Below are 17761 nucleotides of genomic sequence, written 5' to 3' on the forward strand. Positions count from 1 at the left end.
GCGGGCCTACAGCGCCGCCATGATCAGGGTTTCCAGCACCTGCACGGCCTCGCGCTCGATGACTTCTTCCACGACTGCGTGCTCGACCCGCTCGATCGTGCTCTCGCCTTGCGGCCCGACGTCCGGCTTCTGGCCGGGCAGGGGACGGCCTTCGAGCTCGGCGCGGGCCTCGTCGTAGAGCTGGCTGCACTGGCGCCCGACGACCGTGACCAGGCTCGTCGCGACGACGGTGGTGATGATGCCGGCCTTGATGACGCTCTTGGCGAGGAATCGCCCCGCCGCCACCGTGCCGTCCACGATGGCCGGGCCGGCCACGACGGCCGCCGCCCCGATGAGGGCTCCGCCGATCACCTTCTCCATCTCGCGTGCCTCCCCGCCCTGCCCCCGGCCACCCCCGCCCCACGTTAGGGCAATTCCCCGGGGAATGCAAGGGGCCCCGGGCGGCGCCGTCGCCCTGTCAGTCGATCGCGCTCTTGCCGAAGACCCACTCGATCACGCGACATTCCCGGCAGGGGGCGAGGGCCTCCGTAAGCCCCTCGCCCGTACAGGTGCGGAGGTCCGCCGTCGGCACCCGCGCTTTCACGTCGGGCAGGAAGGCGTCGTCGAACCCCTTGACCTTGACGAGCTTGATTTTTCCGTTCTGCAGGAACCGGATGAAGGTGGTGACTTCCTCGATCGTGTCGGCGTCCCAGAGGAGGCGCTCGATCCGGCCCTTGGCGTGGATGAGGGGAACCCGCACGGTATAGTAGCCCGATTCGGTGTGCAGCGCGATCTCGTCGAGCAGGAGGTCCGAGGCGGGGATCGCGGTCAGCGGCAAGCCGCTCTGGAGCTTCTCCGCGCAGAGGCGCGCCACCTCCTCCTCGCCTTCCAGCTCGAAGGTCTGGTCGAAGCGCGGCGGGGCGCCGGACGGGCGGCCGGGCGCGCGGGGCTTCTCGGGCGGAGCCGCGGCCGCCGGCGCGCCGGAGGCCAACAGGCAGCCAAGGATGAGTCCGATCAGAAGGCGGTGACGCATGATCCCCTCCTCACACCGGCAGGAAATAGAACGCATAGGCCAGGATCAGGTAGACGCCGATGAGCATGGTCCCCTCCATCCAATGGGACTCGCCGTCGGCGGTGACGCGCCCGACGATCAGCACGGCGATGACGACCGCCGTGACCTCGAAGGAGGTGAACAGCAGGTCCAGTGGCTTGCCCATGGCGTAGCTGACGAACACGAGCACGGGGGCGACGAACAGCGCGACCTGGATGCTGGCCCCGACCGCGATGCCGAAGGTCAGGTCCATCTTGTCCTGCAGGGCGAAGCGGACCGCGTTCGCCATCTCGGCCGCGTTGCCCACCATCGCCAGCAGGATCACGCCGGCGAACACCGGGGTGAGGCCCAGCCGGTCGGCGGCCGGCTCGATGGAGCCGACCAGCGTCTCGCTCATGACCGCGATGGCGACGGTCACGAGGGCCAGGATGCCGACGGACGTCGATTTGCTCCAGACCGGCTCCTCCTCGCTTTCCCCCTTCGCGTCCGCGGGAATGCCCGCCTTGCCCGGCTTGTCGTCGGAGGCGAACAGGTTGCGGTTCGTCTTCAGGGTGAACAGCAGGGACAGCAGGTAGATGATGAAGAGGACGACGGCGATCTCGAAGCTCAGCTCCCGCTCCTGGCGGATCGAGGTGAGGTGGAACAGGGCGGGGACGATCAGGGCGATGGCGGCGATCATCAGGAGCGCGGCGCTCATGCTGGCCGCCGTGCGGTTGAAGCGCTGCCGGCTGTGGCGGATGCCGCCGGCGGTCATGGCCAGGCCCAGGGTCAAGAGGATGTTGCCGAGGATGGAGCCGGTGATGGAGGCCTTGACCACGTCGTGGAGGCCTTCCCTCAGGGCGAAGATGGCGATGATCAGCTCCGGCGCGTTGCCCAGGGAGGCGTTCAGGAGCCCGCCCACGGTCTCCCCGACGTAGGCGGCCAGGCTCTCCGTGGCCCGTCCCATGATGCCGGCGAGCGGCACGATGCCCAGGGCCGACGCGACGAAGACGAGGATCGGGTTGGCGCCGGCCCAGTCCAGCGCGAGCGCGATCGGCACGAAGACGAGTAGGACGTTCAACCCCACCGGGAGCCCTCCGGGCGGTGCGGCGCTACCCTAGCAAAGGCATAGGGATTTGTCACCAGTCGGTTGCCGTTAGATGCGGTCCGCTCCGTAGCGGGCCATCGTGGCCTTGACGACTCGCTCCATCGTCAGCCCCTGGACCACGAGCGAGAAGACCACCACCGCGTAGGTCACGGCCAGGATTACGCCGCGCGCCTCGCCGAGCGGGATGGAGAGGGCCAGCGCGACCGAGACGCCCCCCCGCAGCCCGCCCCAGGTCAGGATGCGGACGGCGCCGGGGCTGAACCGCTGGGCGCGCGGCAGGAACAGCCCGGGACCACCGATCGACACGAGACGGGCGACGAGCACGATCGGGATCACCAGGAGGCTGATCAGCACATACTCGGCGGTGAAGGTGAGCACGAGGACCTCCAGCCCGATCAGGACGAAGAGGATGGCGTTGAGGATCTGGTCCACCAGCTCCCAGTAGATGTCCAGCGAGCTACGGGTCTCCGAGGGAATGGAGGGCCGCTGCCCGTAATTGCCGATGACCAGGCCCGCCGTTACGACCGCGATCGGGCCAGAAAAGTGCAGGGGGTCCGCCAGCGCGTAGGAACCCGTCGCCACGGCCAGCGTGATCAGCACGCCCAGCTCCTCGTTCGTGAGGCTCTTGAGCATCGCGTTGCCGAGGAAGCCGATCCCCAGCCCGAACAGGAGCCCGCCGATGGATTCCCGGATGAACAGGAGGCCGATTTCCCCAGCCGTGAGCTTCTCCGAGCCGGTGAGGAATCCCAGGATCACGAGGAACGCCACGACGGCGACGCCGTCGTTGAAGAGGGACTCGCCCGCGATCTTCATCTCCAGGGCCTTGGGCACCCGCGCGCTCTTGAGCACGCCCATGACCGCCACGGCGTCGGTGGGGGAGATGAGTGCGCCGAACAGCAGGCAATGCAGATAGGTCAGGTGGAGGTTGGTCCAGCCGAGGGTGAGCCACATCAGGGTGCCGATCACCGCCGTGGAGACGAGGACGCCCGCCGTGGCCAGGAAGCCGACGCTCCACTTCCGCTGGACGAGGTCGTGGATGTTGATGCGGAGCGCCCCGGCGAAGAGCAGGAAGCTCAGCATGCCGTGCAGCACCGTCCGGTTGAAGTCGATCCGCCGCAGCCAGGCCTCGACCGCGCGTTCCTCCAAGACGAGCCCGAGGGGTTCCATGACGTTCAGCACGAGGGAGCAGCCCAGCGCGATCAGCATGACGCCGATCGTGATCGGCAGCCCGATGTACCGGTCGTTGACGTAGGCACAGGCCGCGGTCAGCGCGAGGAGAATGGCCCAGACGGTGAAGAGGTCCATGAAGACGCGGCGTGTCGGGGGACTCACGACGGGCGTTGGTGCCGCCGTGCTGCCATAGTAGGCGATTTCCCGCCCGGGGGCAAGTTCGTAGCGAGACCTCGCGGGCGTGGGCGAAAAAACCCATATCCCTTCTCGACGGATTTCTGTACAATCGGGGCCGGTGGACGACCGGTCCGCCCGGAGGCCGCCGCGGGTGGCGATGGCGAGGCAGATCGCAATCACCAATCAGAAAGGCGGGAGCGGCAAGACCACGACCGCGGTCAACCTGGCGGCGGCGCTGGGGGAGCGGGACCGGCGGGTGCTCGTCGTGGACCTGGACCCGCAGGCGTCCGCCTCGTCCTGGTACGGGATCAAGGACGGCGGGCGCGGGCTCCTCGACCTCTTCACCGCCGACGGCAAGCTGGCCGACCTCGTGCAAGGCACCTCCGCGCCCGGCGTGGACGTGGTGCCGGCCTCCTCCTGGCTCGTGGGCGTGGAGAAGGCGCTCGCTGCGGAGGTCGGCGCCGAAACCATCCTCCGCCGACGTCTCGCCGACGAGGCCCTTCGCTGGGATTACGTCCTCCTGGACTGCCCGCCGACCCTCGGCATCCTCACCGTGAATGCGCTCGCCGCGGCGCGCGAGGTCCTCGTGACCGTCGAAGCCCACGTCATGGCCTTGGCCGGCCTCGCCAAGCTGCTGCAGACGGTGGACGTGATCCGGGAGCGGCTCAACGCGGACCTGGCGCTCGCCGGCATCCTGCCCTGCCGCGTGGACCTGCGCACCAGGCATTCCCAAGAGGTCGTGGAGGAACTGCGCAGTCGCTTCGGCCGGCAGGTCTACAAGTCGGTGATCCGGGAGAACGTGCGGCTGGCGGAGTGCCCGTCGTTCGGGCAGCCGGTGACGCTCTACGATCCGCGGAGCCACGGCGCCGAGGACTATCGGGCCCTGGCGGGCGAGGTCATCGCGCAGGAGGGGCGGACAGCGGCGTGAGCCGAAGCCCCCGCCCATCCCCGACCCCTTCCGCGGAGGGGATGGGGCGGGAAGCGACAGGAGGGAGTGTGCCCATGGCGAAGCGTCGGACGATCGGCGACAATCCCCTGGACTCGGTCGTGCCCGGCGGAGGGGAGGGTGCCGTGCTGGGGCGGGAAGGTCCGAAGAAAAAGGACCCGGCGCGGGGAGGCGCTCGGGAGAAGTCGAAGACTCCGCCCACGGGTCAGCCGGCGCCGGTTCGCGTGGAGTCTTCGGCGAGGGCCCACCGGACGGCTTCCGCGGCGCACGGAGCGGAGGCGGTCGTCGCCCCGGCCGCCCAGCCGGAAGAACTCTTGCCCAGGTTGGAGAAGCTGGAGCAGGAGAACGAATGTCTGAAGTGGCTGGTGGGCGCGGTCCTCGCCCCGCTCGCCCTCCTGGCCATCCTCTTGTAGCAGGAGCCTGCGCGGGGCCGCCGCGGGCGCTCGCGAGCCGTCCGGGCGAACCCTACAGCGTCAACCAGGCCAGGAACGAGCCCACGATCGACATCAGCACCGCCGCCACGATCGCCACGGCGAAAGTCCGCATCATGGGTGTCTGTTTTCCCGTCGTCGCCACGGTCCCCCTCCTCGCACGTCAACTCGGTTGATCGGTGCTCGACTGTCCCTGCGGCTGGTCTGGCGGCGCCGGCGTCCGTGTGGTGTCGTGCAGGAACGGAAAGTGCGCCTGGACCATCTCGCCGTTTTTCTTCTTCACGATGATGGTATGGCCGTGGTGAAGGTGCTCCTCCAGCCAGATGAGCACCTTCAGGGCCTTGAGGATCACTTCGCCGCGGGTCGCGGCCTTGAGTCTCGTCTGGAGGGTATGCAGGTGGGCGAGGATCTTGTCCGAGAAATCGAACTGGATCCGGTGGAGCTTGACCGGATGGTGCGGAGCAGGGTGGGGGTGGTCCTCGGTGGACATGGCGGCTCGCCCTTTCGCTGGCCGGGCTAGGCCGGCTCGGGCAGGGGGATCGGGACCTCCGTCACGCCCAGTTCGTCGTCGGAGGGGGAGTCCTCCGACCGCGCGGCGACCAGGATCTGCTCCGCCGGCGCCGGCGCCGGCCCGGGCTGGCCGGCCCGGTCGCCCATCAGCGGGCGCAGGCCGTTGAACGTGGCGACGATGGCCGAGCCGTTGCTCAGGATCGTGGAGCCGATGGGTCCCAGGATGCCGACGCAGGCCAGGCAGAGCGCGACGGTGTTGGGGATGGAGATGATCCGCCAGTTCTGATGGATCAACGCCACCGCCTCGCGACTGATGTCGATGGCCAGGGGGATCTTCCAGAGGCCGCCGTGGAGGAGCACGACCGGCGCCGTCTCCTTGGCCACGTCGGTGCCGCCCTGGACGGCGATGCCGACGTCCGCGTGGGCGAGGGCGGGGGAGTCGTTGATGCCGTCGCCGACGACGGCCACCTTTCGCCCCTTCCGCTGCAGGCTCTTGACGACCTCCGCCTTCTCGCCGGGAAAGGCTTCCGCGATCACGTCGGTCACGCCGAGTTGGGCGGCGACCCGCTTGGCCACGGCCTTGTGGTCGCCCGTGAGCAGCACGATGTCCTTGATGCCACGCTCGCGCAGGGCCTGGACGACTTGCGAGGCCTCCGGGCGCAGGGGGTCGGCATAGGACAACACGCCGATGATGTGGCCGTCCACCGCCACGCAGAGCGGCGACACTGCCTGCTGTTCGATCTCCCTGAGGTCGTGCTGGACCTTCCGGGACACGGGGACGGCATGCTTGGCCATGAACCGCCGGTTGCCGACGAGGACGGTCGAGCCGTTGACGACGGACTCCACGCCCAAGCCGAGCGTGTAATCCGAGGAGGTCCGCTCCGGAATCGCCAGGCCCCGCGCGTGGGCGGCTCGGACGATCGCGTCCGCCACGGGGTGCGAGAGGCGCTGCTCCGCCGCCGCCGCGAAGGTCAGGACGTCGTCCGACGTGGCGGACCCGTAGGGCATGACGTCGAGCACGTCGGGGTGGCCGGAGGTCAGCGTGCCGGTCTTGTCGAAGACGATCGCATCCACCTCGGCCAGGTTCTCCAGGTGCCTGCCCCCCTTGATCAGGATGCCGTGCCGGATCGCCTTGGTCATCGAGGAGAGGACGACCGTCGGGGCGGCGATCCGGATGCCGGTCCCGTAGTCCACGATGAGCACCGAGGCGGCGCCCTGCAGCCCGCCGCCGATCGCCGCGGCCGCCCCCGCCGCCACGAAGCTGTAGGGGACGAGGTCGTTGGCCCACTTGACCGCGTAGTTCTGGATCTTGGTCTCCCTCGCGGGGGCCTCCTCCACGAGGCGGACGATCCGGGCGGCCTCGGTCTCGTGGCCGATCCGCTCGGCGAGGATGTACACCTTGCCCTCCCGGACGACGGTGGAGGCGTAGACCGGGTCGCCCACGTTCTTCTCGACGGGCAGGGACTCGCCGGTCAGGCTCGCCTGGTCCACCATCGCCTTGCCGCTCGTCACCGTGCCGTCCACGGCGATCCGCTCGCCCGGGTACACCACGACGGTCTCGCCGACCACCAGCTCCCCGACCGGCACTCGGAGCTTCTGGCCCTCCCGCACGACCCAGGCTTCCTGGTTCTGGTAGGCCAGGACCTCCTCGATGGCCCGCTTGGACCGATTCATCGTGGCGTCGCGGATGTAATCCGCCACGTTGATCAGCCAGACCATGAAGGTCGCCATGGGAATCTGGCCCTGGATGGTCAGGAGCGTGGTGGCCGAGGCATCCAAGACGTCCACGTTCAGCTTGCCGTCGTCGGCCAGCGAGCGGTAGGCCCGCTTCAGCATGGGAATCGCGCTGGCGAGGAGGAGGACCGGCATCAGGGGCGCGGCGAGCGGCTCGGCGACAAACCACAGGACGATGCCGGTGCTCGAATACCATAGCTCATCGCCCGACTCGGGTTCCGGCTTCGCCGGTCCGGCCTGGCCGTTCTTGCGCGTATAGGCCTCGACGTCTTCGTGACGGAGTCCCCGCACGAAGGCGCAGAGGGAGTCCGCGGTCCAGACGGAGGGGTCGAAGGACAGGGTGAGGCTGTCGCACCAGGTGTTCAAGTCCGCGCCCGTCACGCCGGGCTGGTCTTGGAGGAAGATCGTGAGCGGGTCGGCCAGCGTGGGACGCTCGGCCAGGGCCGGGACGCGCAGCCGGACCCGGCCGGGGATCTGATGGATGACGGCGGTGGCGCCGAGGCTCGTGCCCGAGGCAGGGACCACGGCATGGCCGTTGCCCGCCCCGGTCTCCGGCACAGTCTCCCGATGGCCGGCCACCAGCGCGTGGAGCTGCTCCTGGTCGAGGGAGGAGGGGGAGAGGCCCAGCGCGCCCGCGACGGCCAGGTGGAAGGCCGGGGACGCGGCCTTGCAGGCGTCGTAGTGGATCAGGACGCTGCCGGTCCGGGGGTTGGCTTCGACGGCGTCGACGCCCTCCAGGTTGGGCAGCTCCCGTTGGATCCGATCCGCTAGGTCCTGGTTATCCCTGAGATCGGAGAGCTTCAACCGCACCCGGCCGGGAATGGCGTGGACCAGACTGACCCCTGCGTGGCTCATGGAGGCTCCTGTGCTGTGGTTCCGGGGGCGACTCGCTGCTCCGTCCGGGAGGACGGGGTCGCGGGCGGCTCCCATCCCTTTCACGCTCCGCCAAACCGGACCGGGCTCTCTGGTTCAGGCCTCTCGATACCGGACGAGGGAGGAAGACCTTCGATCGGGGGGCACTCTTGTCAGCCGAACTCGACCCTGCGGCGGACACCCGCGCGGGGCGCCGGCCGTTCCGACCCACGGGTGGTTCTACCGGGACCTTCCCTGCGGTCGCCGGGGTGAGGGCGAGGTCACTTGCCCCCGTCCCCCTTGGCGCCGTTGCCCGAAGCGGCCGACTGGTTGACCTCCGCCTTGGCCTCGGCGACGAGATCGCTGAACTGCTCGCTGGTCTCGGCGACGAGCCCCGATACCGCGTTGTAGACGACGATGCCGCCCTTGATGACTTCCTTCGCGAGGGGACGGAGCGCCGAGGCGATGCCCGTCACGATGCTCGGAGCCACCATCGCGACGGCGACGCCGATCACTGCTCCACCGATCACGGTCTCCATAATTCCCTCCTCCTTGTAGGTTGTCTCACGTACTACATATGGTCGGATGGAGTCTGCTTGTAGCACAGTCGGCAGTGGGAAGCAAGCGGTTCCGTGAGCGATCGGGCTCTGTCTGACAGGCCGCTGACAGAGCGGGGCATCGGGCCGGACGCCCGGTGGCGTGGAGGTGGCCGGGGGCCCTGGACGATGCGCCGGGGGCGGTCCACCGGCTTCCTCTAGAAGCTGGGCGGCACGAAGGGACCGTTCGGCTGTTCGGCCGGCGTGGGCGGCCTGCGCTCGGCCTCCCGTCGCGCCCGCTCCTCCGCATCCCGGCGGGCCTGCTCCGCGGTCATCCGCTCGGTCTTCAGCCGCTCGATTTCCCGCCGCGCCGCCTCGCGCTCGCGGGCGAGCTCGACCTCCTGCTGGAGCCGGCGTTGCCGCTCGACCTCCTGTTCCTGCTCCAGCTTGCGGAGCCGCTCCTCGATGTCGGGGCTGAGGCCGGCGGGCCTGCCCTCGATGGTGGGCACATCAACCGGTTTGAAGATGGTGAGGACGACGTCGCCCTCGCCCTCCAGGTGGCCGTACTGCGGCGTCTGGTTGGGCGCGAGGTCCGGTACCCGCTTCTGGACGTAGGAAGCCAGGTCCATGGCGGTCAAGTACCCGGCGCCGGACCAAGGCACGTTCTGCTGCTTGGACAGGGCGTCGAGGAAGACGCGGGTGAAGATGCCGCTACCGCCCTCCTCCTTGACGGTCTGGTCCCTCGCGCCGGCCGTGATCACCACATGGGCGCGGGTCCGGGTCAGGTTGGACAGGTGCTGGTAGCCGTAGCCGCCGGAGGGGAGCCGACCCCGGCTGGTGAGCATGCCGCCGGAGAAGCAGGAATCCATGAGGTAGAGCATGTGCTTGGCCCGGATCAACGAGGAAATCTCGCGGAGCTGCTGGACCGAGATGGCCGTCGCCGTGTGGCGTTGGGGATCGTAATCGTAGGGCAGGATGTAGCCCATCGTGCTCTTGTCCGGCCGCTCCTTCGTCGCGCCGTGGCCGGCGAAGAAGAACAGGATCCGGTCGTTGTCCCCGGCGGTCCTGCCGATGTCGTCGCCCAACGCGAGCAGGATGTTGGTCCGGGTGGCGTCCTGGTCCAGCAGCAGCGTGACCTCGAATCCCATCTCCTTGAGCCGTGCGGCGACCCGCTGGGCGTCGCTGACGGCGTAGCTGAGGTTGGGGAAGTCCTTCCCTCCCTTGGTGTAGCGGTTGATCCCGATCACCAAGGCCCAGGACTTCTCATAGAGCTCGTGCAGGACGGCGGCCGGCTCGCGCGGGGCGGCCGCGATGTCCCGCGAGCCGGGCTCCGCCGGGGCGCCGCCGGCCGGCAGGAGCGAAGCGAGCCCGATCACCGCGCCGGCCCATAACGGCGTCAGCGAGGCGCGCATCGTGGTGGCTCTGGGAGCCTGGTGGGACATGGCCTGTCGAACTGTCATGCACGGCCCATGCCCCGCCGTTTGGGGGGCGAGGCGTGGAGAGCCGCGACATTTCAGACCGTTGGGACGACCTGACGGCGGACCGCCGTGGTCACGGGAGGGGGCTGGGGCATTCGTGGACCGGCCTGCTTGGACGCTGTGGCCGAATGCGGCAGGCTCAGGGGAATTCCCAGGAATGGGTTTTCCCTGAGGGTCAGAGGCGGTCCAGCATCTCCTGCCGCTTGGCCCGGTACTCCTCGTCGGTGATCAGGCCCCGCTCGTGGAGGGAACGCAGGCGGACCAGGCGCTCCTCGATCGACGGGGCCGGGACGGCCTCCGGCGAGGGGTCCGCGGCCGTCGCGTCGCTCAGGATGCCCGCATAATCGATCGCGACGTGCCGGTGGTCCTCGGTGAAGAGCGTCGGGAGCCCTCCCGACTCCTTGACGACCTGGCTGCGGGCGCCCGGCAGGAGCCGGTAGAGCTCCGACCCGACGATGATGTGCAGGGGATTCTTCTCCACGATCTCGCGGACGCCCTGCATCGTCACGGCAGCCCGGAAGTTGGCCAGCACCAGGTGCAGCCGGCGGCCTTCGACGTACCAGACGCCGCTGGTCAGCTTGGTGACGCCCGCCTCGCCGGGAGTGGTGAGGACGAAGGCGACCCAATCCCGCCGGGAGGCCTCGCCGAACGCCCGGCTGAGGGGCAGGGCCAACGCCTCGCGGTCCTCCGCGGTGAAGGCGTCGGTTTCGTCGGCCTTGACCGTGAAGAACAGGAAGGGCTGGGCGAGCTCCTGGACACGGATGCCGGACAAGAGCCGGCGCCATTCCTGCGGGTCCAATCGAAGCGGGTGCTCGAAGGCGCCGGGTTGCGAAGGATCGGCGGTCCCCGCCCGCTGCAGCCGCACGAGCCGGGCCGGTTCCTCGCACACTCCGCAGGCCGTGCGGGCGGGCTCGAGCCGACCGGCGCAGCCCAACGCCGCGGTCAGGCAGAGCCAGACGAACGCGAGGCCGATGGGATGCGGTCCTGTCCCGTCAGAGGGCAAAGTCGAACCCCGCGAAGAAGAGCTGGCCCAGCAGGTCGTTCCCGTTCGTGCCGACCCCCTGCGTCACGAAGCGGTTGTAAGCCAGGTGCAGGGCGATGTCGGTCCGCGAGGAGAAGTGAAAATAATATCGGGCCATCAGGGTCTGCGAATCCACGTCGTTGTAGTTGCGCGCGAAGTTCGCGCTGCCCTGCTGCTCGTTGCGGATCAGGTCGTACCGGTAGAGGAACAGCCAGCCGGGAGTCCCGAAGAAAGGGAGCGCATTGGGGTACCAATCCAGCTCAACGAAGGCGCCGTTCCATCGGGCCGTCTGCGGGTTGGCCACGCCCTGCGAGGAGAAGAGGGCGCGATTGTCCACCGCGTGGATCCAGGCGCCGAACAGGTTCCACTGGCCGTCATAGGTCGTGCTCAGGTCCACCCCGAACTTGCTGAAGCCGTGGCCGTTGCCGGCGGCGCCCTGGCAGCCGCCGGTGCAGAGGGTGTTGGCGGTGGTCGGCACGTTGCCCTGCCACCACGAGAGACCCACCCGATGGCCGCTCACGATGCCATAGCCGCCGAAGGACTGGGTGACGTGGCCGTAGAAATACATCTCCCGCCCGCCGCCGGCCGTGGTCACCGGCGGCGTGTTGTTCGTGAAGCCGTTGAGCGAATAGCGGAAATAGCCGTCGCTCCAGTCGGTGCGCTTGATCCCGGCCAGCTCGACGCCCGGGTTCCCGCGCTGGATGCTCACCGTGTCCGCGTTGCTGTAGCCGGCCGAGACCGTGTTCGGCCTGGTCAGGACCGCCGTGTAGGGCGTGCCGGCCGTGTAGTTGTACATGACGATGGGATTGGTGAATTGCGTGGGGTTCCGGAAGGCGCTGAAGGGCAGCTCCGGCTCGTACTTGCCGATCTTGAGGTTCATCAGGTAGCTGTTCGGGTCGGTGATGCCGAAGAAGCGCTCGAGGTTGTCCAGCCGGACGAAGGCGTCGGGCAGGTCGCCCTGGACCTGGCCCGTGCCGAACTTCCCGCTCGTCACCGCGGGGGCGAAGATGATGCCGAAGGTGACGTTCTTGGCGAGCAGGCCGAAAGACAGGAGGTTGAAGGTGCTGAACCCGAAGCCGCCGGTCGTCACGTCGCTGTTGCCGCCGGAGCCCTTCGCCCCGTCCACGCCGATGGTCGTCGTCTGGTACCCCACCTGGGTCCGGAGCGACACGGGCCAGTACCCCATACCGATGCTCTCGTGCTCCGGCAGATCGTTGGCCCCGCCCATCTGGTAGCCCTGGTCGCGGAAGATGTTGCCGAAGTCGTTCAGCTTGGGGAAGCCGGGCACGTGGCAGACATTGCAGGCGAAGTTGTACTTGCGGGCGAAGGCCGGGATGGCGCTGGCCGGCCTGACCTGGCAGCTCCACTCGTAGCTGACGAAGGCGATCAGCGCGACCGCGACGAGGACCGCGACCCGCCGCCGACAACGTTCCTGCTCCCGCACGACCATCCTCCGGGGTGAACAGGCCGCGGGACCGGTCGGGCCGGTCCCGCCGACGATCAGCGAAACTCGCAGAGCGTCCGCAGGTACGCGACGATCTTCCAAGCCTCCACGTCCGTGAGCTTGCCCGTGTGCACGAAGTCCACCATCGCGGTGCCGGGAATGCCGTGGTCGATGACCCAGAACAGCTCGCCGTCCTCGCGTTGCTCGTGCAGGTCGCAGCGCGTGAAGTCCGTCGGGGGGTGGGGGTGCTGCATGTGGGCGGCCGGCCCCTCGCCGTTGCCGGCCTCGCCGTGGCAGTTGGCGCAGGCGCCCTTGCCCTCGTAGAGCTTCCGCCCCTCCGCGATGATGGCGGGCGGCGCCCGTCTCGTGTCGCCGAAGGGCGCCCTGAGGGCCTTGGCCTCTTCCCGGTTCTCCGGCGGCACGCGGGGGTGCAGGGGATGGCGGGTCGCGCAGGACAAGAGAATGCCCGGAATCAGCAGCGAGGCGCACAGGAGGACGGCAACCCGCACGTACGACATCGGGAGGGCTCCGGAGGAGCGGCCGGGTCGTTCACCCGCCAGGCCTGAGGCCGACGCTTATGCCAGAAACCGGGACCCGGCGCAAGGGGGGCGGTCCCCGATCATCGCCCGCCCGAGCCGCTGTAATCCCAAAATGATAATGTCCGCTTTGGCCAAAGGAGAAAAGTCCTTTCCATCGGTAGACTGCCGGCCCTCACAAGGAGGGCGGGATGATCGGAGAGGACAGGGTGGTGACGAGTGGCACGGAGTTGCGGCGGGTCCCTGTGGTCCGCCAGGTCCTGGACCAGCGGATCACCCAGGTGAAGGTCGGGACGTTGATGGGGCTGACGGATCGCCAGATCCGCGCCTCATGCGACGGGTGGCGCAGGAGGGCGACCAGGGGCTGGCTCCTGGCCCAGGGCGTGACGCACTTCTTCGGCACCCGGCGCAGGCCTCAAAAGGTTCGCCGCTCCTTCAGACAGCCCAGCGTCCGCTACGCCGCGTAAAGGCCGCCTATGTAGGGCTCCCCGTAATAGCTGAACATGGCTTCCTGGTGCGAGGAGTCTCCGCGCATCGACGACCTCCTCGTGAGGGGAATGGATGCGCTAGTGTGTCCACCTACGTACAGGAAAGCAGGAGTGTTTCAACAGCCTGCTCGTGTCGTGTCCCGTCAATTCCTTTTGTCATTCCGGCCAAGGCCGTCGAGCGGCCGCGAGCCGGAATCCAGCGACGTGGCAAGATCCTGGATGCCGGCCCCGGATTGAACGGGTCCGGGGTAAACTTCCGCCGGCATGTTGAAAGACGCTTTTCGGCCTTGAGCTGACACCACGGCACAGGGTTCCCGGCGGAAACGCAAGCGCCCGCAGGATGGTCAAACAGGCCGTCCAGCAAGGCCGCCTGCCTGTCGGCAGGCCGGCGGCGAGCGAAGAGGCGAGGCGTGCTCTGTGCCGTCCGGTGAGCCTCCGAGCGACGCGAGCACGCCGGCGGCGGACGGTCTCGACCTCCTGCTAGAGGAGTCGGGGGACGATCTCCGCCGCCCGCCCCTGGATCGCCAGGTCCACCAGGGCCGTGTGGGGCGTCGGGTCCAGGTTGACCTCCGCGACGAAGGCCCCGGCCGCCTTGGCGATCGGGGCGAAGGAGGCGGCGGGGTAGACGAGGCCGGAGGTGCCGATCACCAGGAACAGCTCGCAGCGGCTGAGGGCCTCCATGCACCGGTCGAGCACGACCTCCTCCAGCGCCTCGCCGAACCAGACGATGTGCGGCCGGAGCAGCGCGCCGCAGGCGGGGCAGGCGGGGGGCACGGCGATCGGCACGTCCCGGTTCTCGGCCAGGCGGCGGCAGCCGGTGCACCGCACCGTCCAGATGTTGCCGTGGATCTCCGAGAGCTTCGTCGAGCCGGCGTCGCGGTGCAGGCCGTCCACGTTCTGCGTGATCAGCCAGAAGCGTTCCGCGCGGCGCTCCAGCGCGGCCAGCGCCTCGTGGGCGGCGTTGGGCCGCTTCGTCGCGATCAGCTCGCGGCGCCAGTTGTACCATTCCCAGACCAGCGTCGGGTTGCGTGCAAAGGCCTCCGGCGTGGCGAGGTCCTCGGCGCGATAGGAGCGCCAGAGCCCGTCCGCGCCCCGGAAGGTCGGGACGCCGCTGTCGGCCGAGATGCCGGCGCCGGTGAGTACGGTGACGGCGCGCGCGCCGGCCAGCCGCGCGCGCAGGGCTTCGATGGCCGCCTCCCGGTCCATGGTGGCGGATTATACGCCACTTTCTCACCTCACGAACGCCGTGCTATAGTCGCGGCAGCTCCGGCTTTGCCGGGTTAGACGCGGGAACGCGGCGAGGGGGCGCAGGGGTGGGAAGGCGATCGCCGCGTCTCCCCGTCTCCGCATCGCGTCACGACGTTGCCATGAACGAAATCCTGATGGTCGGCGCCGGGTCTGTCGGCGGGTTCTTCGGCGCCCACCTCGCCAAGAGCAATCCCCGGGTCTCCTTCCTCCTGCGGCCGCGCACGCTCCAGGCCGTCCGCGCGCGCGGGCTCACGGTCCGCAGCGCGGCGGGCAGCTTCACCGTCCGCCCGCGCGCGGCCGCCGACCCGCGCGAGCTGCCGCCGCCCGACCTCGTCATCCTCTCCGTCAAAGCCTACGACCTGGATCAGGCGCTCGATCAGCTCGAGCCGGTCCTGACCGACCGCACCGTCCTCCTGACGCTCCAGAACGGTGTGGACACGGAGGACCGGCTCCTCGACCGGCTCAAGCGGGACTGCGTCGTCGGCGGGGTCGCCTACATCTATTCCAAGATCGCCGAGCCGGGGGTCATCGACCACTACAAGCGCGGAGCGGTGGCGATCGGCGAGCTGATGGGACACACGAGCGACCGCGTGCTCGCCATCGCCGACCTCTTCAAGGCGGCGGGGATCCCCTGCCGGATCGCGGAGGACATCCGCCGGTCCAAGTGGGAGAAGATGTGCTGGAACTGCGTCTTCAACCCGCTGACCGTCATCGTGGACGATCGCGTGTCCCGGGCCCTCGACCATCCGGAGATGCTCGGCGTGATCCGGGAGATCGTGGGCGAGGTGGCGGCGGTCGCGGCCGGGAGCCGGGTGCCCCTGCCGGCCGACATGGCCGAGAAGGTCGTCCAGTGGTCTCAGGAGATCCGCGACATCCACACCTCCATGTACGACGACTGGAAGGCGGGCCGGCCCACGGAGATCGAGGCGTTGAACGGCTATATCTCGCGCCGGGGCCGGGAGCTCGGGATTCCGACGCCGGTGAACGACGCGCTCACGGCGATGATCACCGTCATCACCGGCGGGGAGCGGCGCGGCGCGGGCACCGTGACGATCGACGGGGCCGTCATCCGGCCGATCACGCTGGACCGGGCCGCGATCGCCGCCCTGCCGGCGGAGCACCGGCTCCCGGACGTGGGCGCGGTTGTGCCGGGCCTGCGCGGCGCCGGCATCCGCGTCCGGGGCCTCCTCGACCTGCCCGCGCTCGCGATCGGCGCGACGCACGCGACCTTCCACGCGGGGGACGGGAGCTTCGCCGCGAGTCTCACGCTGGAGCAGGCGCGCGAGCACGGCATCCTCCTCTACGAGCTGGACGGCGAACCGGTACCCATCGAGAAGGGCGGGCCCTTTCGCCTGGTCGCGCCGGGGCTGGGCGACCTCTGCGCCAACGTCAAGGGCGTCGCGCGGATCGAGGTCACGAAGGGGCCGGGCAAGGACACGCGGCCCTCCCGCGCCGGCGAGAGGCCGGCTTCCGCTCCATGACGAGCCAGCCCCAGCCGCCCCGCCCCCTCCGCCTCACCAAGTCCAAGTACCTCGCCGGCCTCCAATGTCCCAAGCGGCTCTACCTGGCCGTCCACCGGCCCGAGCTCGCGACGCCGCCCGACGCCGCGGCGCGGGCGGTCCTCGGGCGCGGGACGGAGGTCGGCCTGCTCGCGCGTCGGCTCTGGCCCGGCGGCGTGGCCGTCGAGCCCCATCCGGGCCGGCCGGAGGCGGCGCTGGCGCGCACCGCCGCGCTGCTGGCCGACCCGGCCGTGCCCGCGATCTTCGAGGGGGCGCTGGCTTCCGACGGCGCCCTCGTCCGCGTGGACATCCTGGAGCGGATGCCGGACGGCCGGGGCTGGCGCCTGACGGAGGTCAAGGCCTCCTCGCGCGTCAAGGAAGTGCACCTGGACGACATCGCCCTGCAGGCCCACGTCGTCGAGGGTGCGGGGGTTCCGTTGGCGGGGGTCCGGCTGCTCTACGTGAACCGGGACTATGTCTTCGACGGCCGGGCGCTGGACCTGAACCGGTACTTCGTCGGCCGCGACGTGACCGGGGATGTCGCGCCCAGGCGGGCCCGTGCCGCCGAGGATCTGGCGGCGATGCGGGAAGTCCTGGAGGCGCCCGCGCCGCCGCCGGTTGAGCCCGGTGCGCACTGCCGGACCCCGTACCCCTGCCCCTTCTGGGACCATTGCACCAGGCACAAGCCGCCGCGGTGGATCTTCCGCCTGCCCGGAGCGGGCCGGGTGGCCGAGAAGCTGGCCGCCGAGGGGGCGACGACCATCGATGAGATTCCCGCGAGGGCGAAGCTGTCGCCGCTGCAGCGCCGCGTGAGGGACCGGGTCGAGTGGCTCGGCCCTGGCCTGGCCGCCGCGCTCAAGCAGGTGCGCCCGCCGGTTCACCACCTGGACTTCGAAACGGTCGCGCCCGCGGTGCCGCGCTGGCCGGGCACCCGCCCCTTCCAGGCGATTCCCGTCCAGTGGTCCGACCACATCGAGGCGGCGGATGGGAGTCTGCGTCGGGAGGAGTATCTCTGCACGGAGCCGAAGGACCCGCGGGAGGAGTTCGCGGCCACCCTGTTGGACGCCCTGGGAGGGGAGGGGACGATCTGCGTCTACTCGAGCTACGAGCGGCTCGTGCTGGCGGGACTGGCCGAGGCCATCCCGCGGCTGAAGCCGGGCCTCGATCGAGTCATCGCCCGGCTGTGGGATTTGTACGAGGTGATCCGCGAAAACTACTACCACCCGGCCTTCGAGGGGGCGCTGTCGATCAAGGCCGTGCTGCCGTCGCTCGTGCCGGGCCTGGATTACGGCGACCTCGCCGTCGGGGACGGCGCCACCGCGGCGCGGCTGTACGAGCGGATGGTGTTCGAGGAAACGGACTGGGTGGCGAAGGACGAAATCCGCCGCGCGCTGCTGGACTACTGCCGGCGCGATGCTCTCGGGCTGCTGGAGCTCAGAAAGGCCCTCGGCGCCAGGTTGGCCGCGCAGGGGAGCGGCTAGGCCGGTTTCGCGGTGGGAGGCGGGGCATCCCCCTTGCGGCGGTCGCCGACCCGGCGGTCCGGCCCTCCGCGGTTCGCCCGCCGCCGGTCCGTC

General features: G+C 69.6%; 17 protein-coding genes. 5 read left to right on the plus strand and 12 right to left on the minus strand.

The genetic code is table 11. The features are described 5' to 3' along the window. Positions 1-6: 6 nt before the first annotated feature. The 4 genes from AC1U7O_RS03835 to AC1U7O_RS03850 all read right to left on the minus strand — a co-directional run bounded on the left by AC1U7O_RS03835 (position 7) and on the right by AC1U7O_RS03850 (position 3449). Positions 7-360, minus strand: coding sequence for a hypothetical protein (locus tag AC1U7O_RS03835; RefSeq protein WP_479893249.1), 354 nt, complete (start codon positions 358-360; stop codon positions 7-9). A 97-nt stretch (positions 361-457) separates the two neighbouring features. Continuing rightward, positions 458-1012: a hypothetical protein gene (locus AC1U7O_RS03840; RefSeq protein WP_479893250.1), complete on the minus strand. Its 555-nt coding sequence runs from the start codon at positions 1010-1012 to the stop codon at positions 458-460. A gap of 10 nt (positions 1013-1022) precedes the next feature. Beyond that, positions 1023-2096, minus strand: a complete 1074-nt coding sequence (gene cax / locus AC1U7O_RS03845) for a calcium/proton exchanger (protein ID WP_479893251.1) — start codon at positions 2094-2096, stop codon at positions 1023-1025. Positions 2097-2165: 69 nt separating this feature from the next. After that, positions 2166-3449, minus strand: coding sequence for a cation:proton antiporter (locus tag AC1U7O_RS03850; protein WP_479893252.1), 1284 nt, complete (start codon positions 3447-3449; stop codon positions 2166-2168). Between the two features lie 172 nt (positions 3450-3621). Between AC1U7O_RS03850 and AC1U7O_RS03855 the strand changes: the two genes are divergently transcribed. Next, positions 3622-4392: a ParA family protein gene (locus tag AC1U7O_RS03855; protein WP_479893279.1), complete on the plus strand. Its 771-nt coding sequence runs from the start codon at positions 3622-3624 to the stop codon at positions 4390-4392. 74 nt (positions 4393-4466) lie between these two features. Further along, positions 4467-4823, plus strand: a complete 357-nt coding sequence (locus AC1U7O_RS03860; RefSeq protein WP_479893253.1) for a hypothetical protein — start codon at positions 4467-4469, stop codon at positions 4821-4823. 181 nt (positions 4824-5004) lie between these two features. On the opposite strand, the gene AC1U7O_RS03865 is transcribed toward AC1U7O_RS03860, so the two are convergent. From AC1U7O_RS03865 to AC1U7O_RS03895, 7 genes are all read right to left on the minus strand, one after another. Continuing rightward, a complete protein-coding gene (locus AC1U7O_RS03865) occupies positions 5005-5331 on the minus strand; it encodes a hypothetical protein (protein ID WP_479893254.1) in 327 nt (108 codons plus the stop codon). Positions 5332-5357: 26 nt separating this feature from the next. Then, positions 5358-7940, minus strand: a complete 2583-nt coding sequence (locus tag AC1U7O_RS03870; RefSeq protein WP_479893255.1) for a heavy metal translocating P-type ATPase — start codon at positions 7938-7940, stop codon at positions 5358-5360. Between the two features lie 278 nt (positions 7941-8218). After that, entirely contained in the window at positions 8219-8476 is a 258-nt protein-coding gene (locus AC1U7O_RS03875) for a DUF5132 domain-containing protein (protein WP_479893256.1), read from the minus strand. 215 nt (positions 8477-8691) lie between these two features. Then, positions 8692-9933, minus strand: a complete 1242-nt coding sequence (locus AC1U7O_RS03880; RefSeq protein ID WP_479893257.1) for a caspase family protein — start codon at positions 9931-9933, stop codon at positions 8692-8694. 193 nt (positions 9934-10126) lie between these two features. Continuing rightward, on the minus strand, positions 10127-10954 hold the full coding sequence (locus AC1U7O_RS03885) for an SHOCT domain-containing protein (RefSeq protein ID WP_479893258.1): 828 nt from the start codon (positions 10952-10954) through the stop codon (positions 10127-10129). Beyond that, complete coding sequence (locus tag AC1U7O_RS03890) at positions 10944-12416, minus strand: hypothetical protein (protein ID WP_479893259.1); 1473 nt, start codon at positions 12414-12416, stop codon at positions 10944-10946. The genes AC1U7O_RS03885 and AC1U7O_RS03890 overlap by 11 nt, the downstream gene beginning before the upstream one ends. Before the next feature lie 56 nt (positions 12417-12472). Beyond that, a complete protein-coding gene (locus tag AC1U7O_RS03895) occupies positions 12473-12934 on the minus strand; it encodes a c-type cytochrome (protein WP_479893260.1) in 462 nt (153 codons plus the stop codon). Positions 12935-13143: 209 nt separating this feature from the next. Between AC1U7O_RS03895 and AC1U7O_RS03900 the strand changes: the two genes are divergently transcribed. Beyond that, positions 13144-13419 (plus strand): hypothetical protein, encoded by a 276-nt coding sequence (locus AC1U7O_RS03900; protein WP_479893261.1) that lies wholly within the window; start codon positions 13144-13146, stop codon positions 13417-13419. A gap of 501 nt (positions 13420-13920) precedes the next feature. On the opposite strand, the gene AC1U7O_RS03905 is transcribed toward AC1U7O_RS03900, so the two are convergent. After that, entirely contained in the window at positions 13921-14646 is a 726-nt protein-coding gene (locus tag AC1U7O_RS03905) for an SIR2 family NAD-dependent protein deacylase (protein ID WP_479893262.1), read from the minus strand. Positions 14647-14807: 161 nt separating this feature from the next. Between AC1U7O_RS03905 and AC1U7O_RS03910 the strand changes: the two genes are divergently transcribed. Both AC1U7O_RS03910 and AC1U7O_RS03915 read left to right on the plus strand, forming a co-directional pair. Then, complete coding sequence (locus tag AC1U7O_RS03910; protein WP_479893263.1) at positions 14808-16169, plus strand: 2-dehydropantoate 2-reductase; 1362 nt, start codon at positions 14808-14810, stop codon at positions 16167-16169. Next, positions 16166-17668, plus strand: a complete 1503-nt coding sequence (locus tag AC1U7O_RS03915) for a DUF2779 domain-containing protein (RefSeq protein WP_479893264.1) — start codon at positions 16166-16168, stop codon at positions 17666-17668. The genes AC1U7O_RS03910 and AC1U7O_RS03915 overlap by 4 nt, the downstream gene beginning before the upstream one ends. Positions 17669-17761 lie beyond the last annotated feature (93 nt).

Source organism: Candidatus Nitrospira neuquenensis, from assembly GCF_979578155.1.

Bases quoted from the DNA above. Each gene is read 5' to 3' on its own strand.
- AC1U7O_RS03855 (WP_479893279.1), top strand. From the start codon at position 3,622: ATGGCGAGGCAGATCGCAATCACCAATCAGAAAGGCGGGAGCGGCAAG.
- AC1U7O_RS03900 (WP_479893261.1), top strand. From the start codon at position 13,144: ATGATCGGAGAGGACAGGGTGGTGACGAGTGGCACGGAGTTGCGGCGG.
- AC1U7O_RS03895 (WP_479893260.1), bottom strand. From the start codon at position 12,934: ATGTCGTACGTGCGGGTTGCCGTCCTCCTGTGCGCCTCGCTGCTGATT.
- AC1U7O_RS03870 (WP_479893255.1), bottom strand. From the start codon at position 7,940: ATGAGCCACGCAGGGGTCAGTCTGGTCCACGCCATTCCCGGCCGGGTG.
- AC1U7O_RS03910 (WP_479893263.1), top strand. From the start codon at position 14,808: ATGAACGAAATCCTGATGGTCGGCGCCGGGTCTGTCGGCGGGTTCTTC.
- AC1U7O_RS03860 (WP_479893253.1), top strand. From the start codon at position 4,467: ATGGCGAAGCGTCGGACGATCGGCGACAATCCCCTGGACTCGGTCGTG.
- AC1U7O_RS03835 (WP_479893249.1), bottom strand. From the start codon at position 360: ATGGAGAAGGTGATCGGCGGAGCCCTCATCGGGGCGGCGGCCGTCGTG.
- AC1U7O_RS03840 (WP_479893250.1), bottom strand. From the start codon at position 1,012: ATGCGTCACCGCCTTCTGATCGGACTCATCCTTGGCTGCCTGTTGGCC.
- AC1U7O_RS03880 (WP_479893257.1), bottom strand. From the start codon at position 9,933: ATGACAGTTCGACAGGCCATGTCCCACCAGGCTCCCAGAGCCACCACG.
- AC1U7O_RS03905 (WP_479893262.1), bottom strand. From the start codon at position 14,646: ATGGACCGGGAGGCGGCCATCGAAGCCCTGCGCGCGCGGCTGGCCGGC.
- AC1U7O_RS03865 (WP_479893254.1), bottom strand. From the start codon at position 5,331: ATGTCCACCGAGGACCACCCCCACCCTGCTCCGCACCATCCGGTCAAG.
- AC1U7O_RS03875 (WP_479893256.1), bottom strand. From the start codon at position 8,476: ATGGAGACCGTGATCGGTGGAGCAGTGATCGGCGTCGCCGTCGCGATG.
- AC1U7O_RS03915 (WP_479893264.1), top strand. From the start codon at position 16,166: ATGACGAGCCAGCCCCAGCCGCCCCGCCCCCTCCGCCTCACCAAGTCC.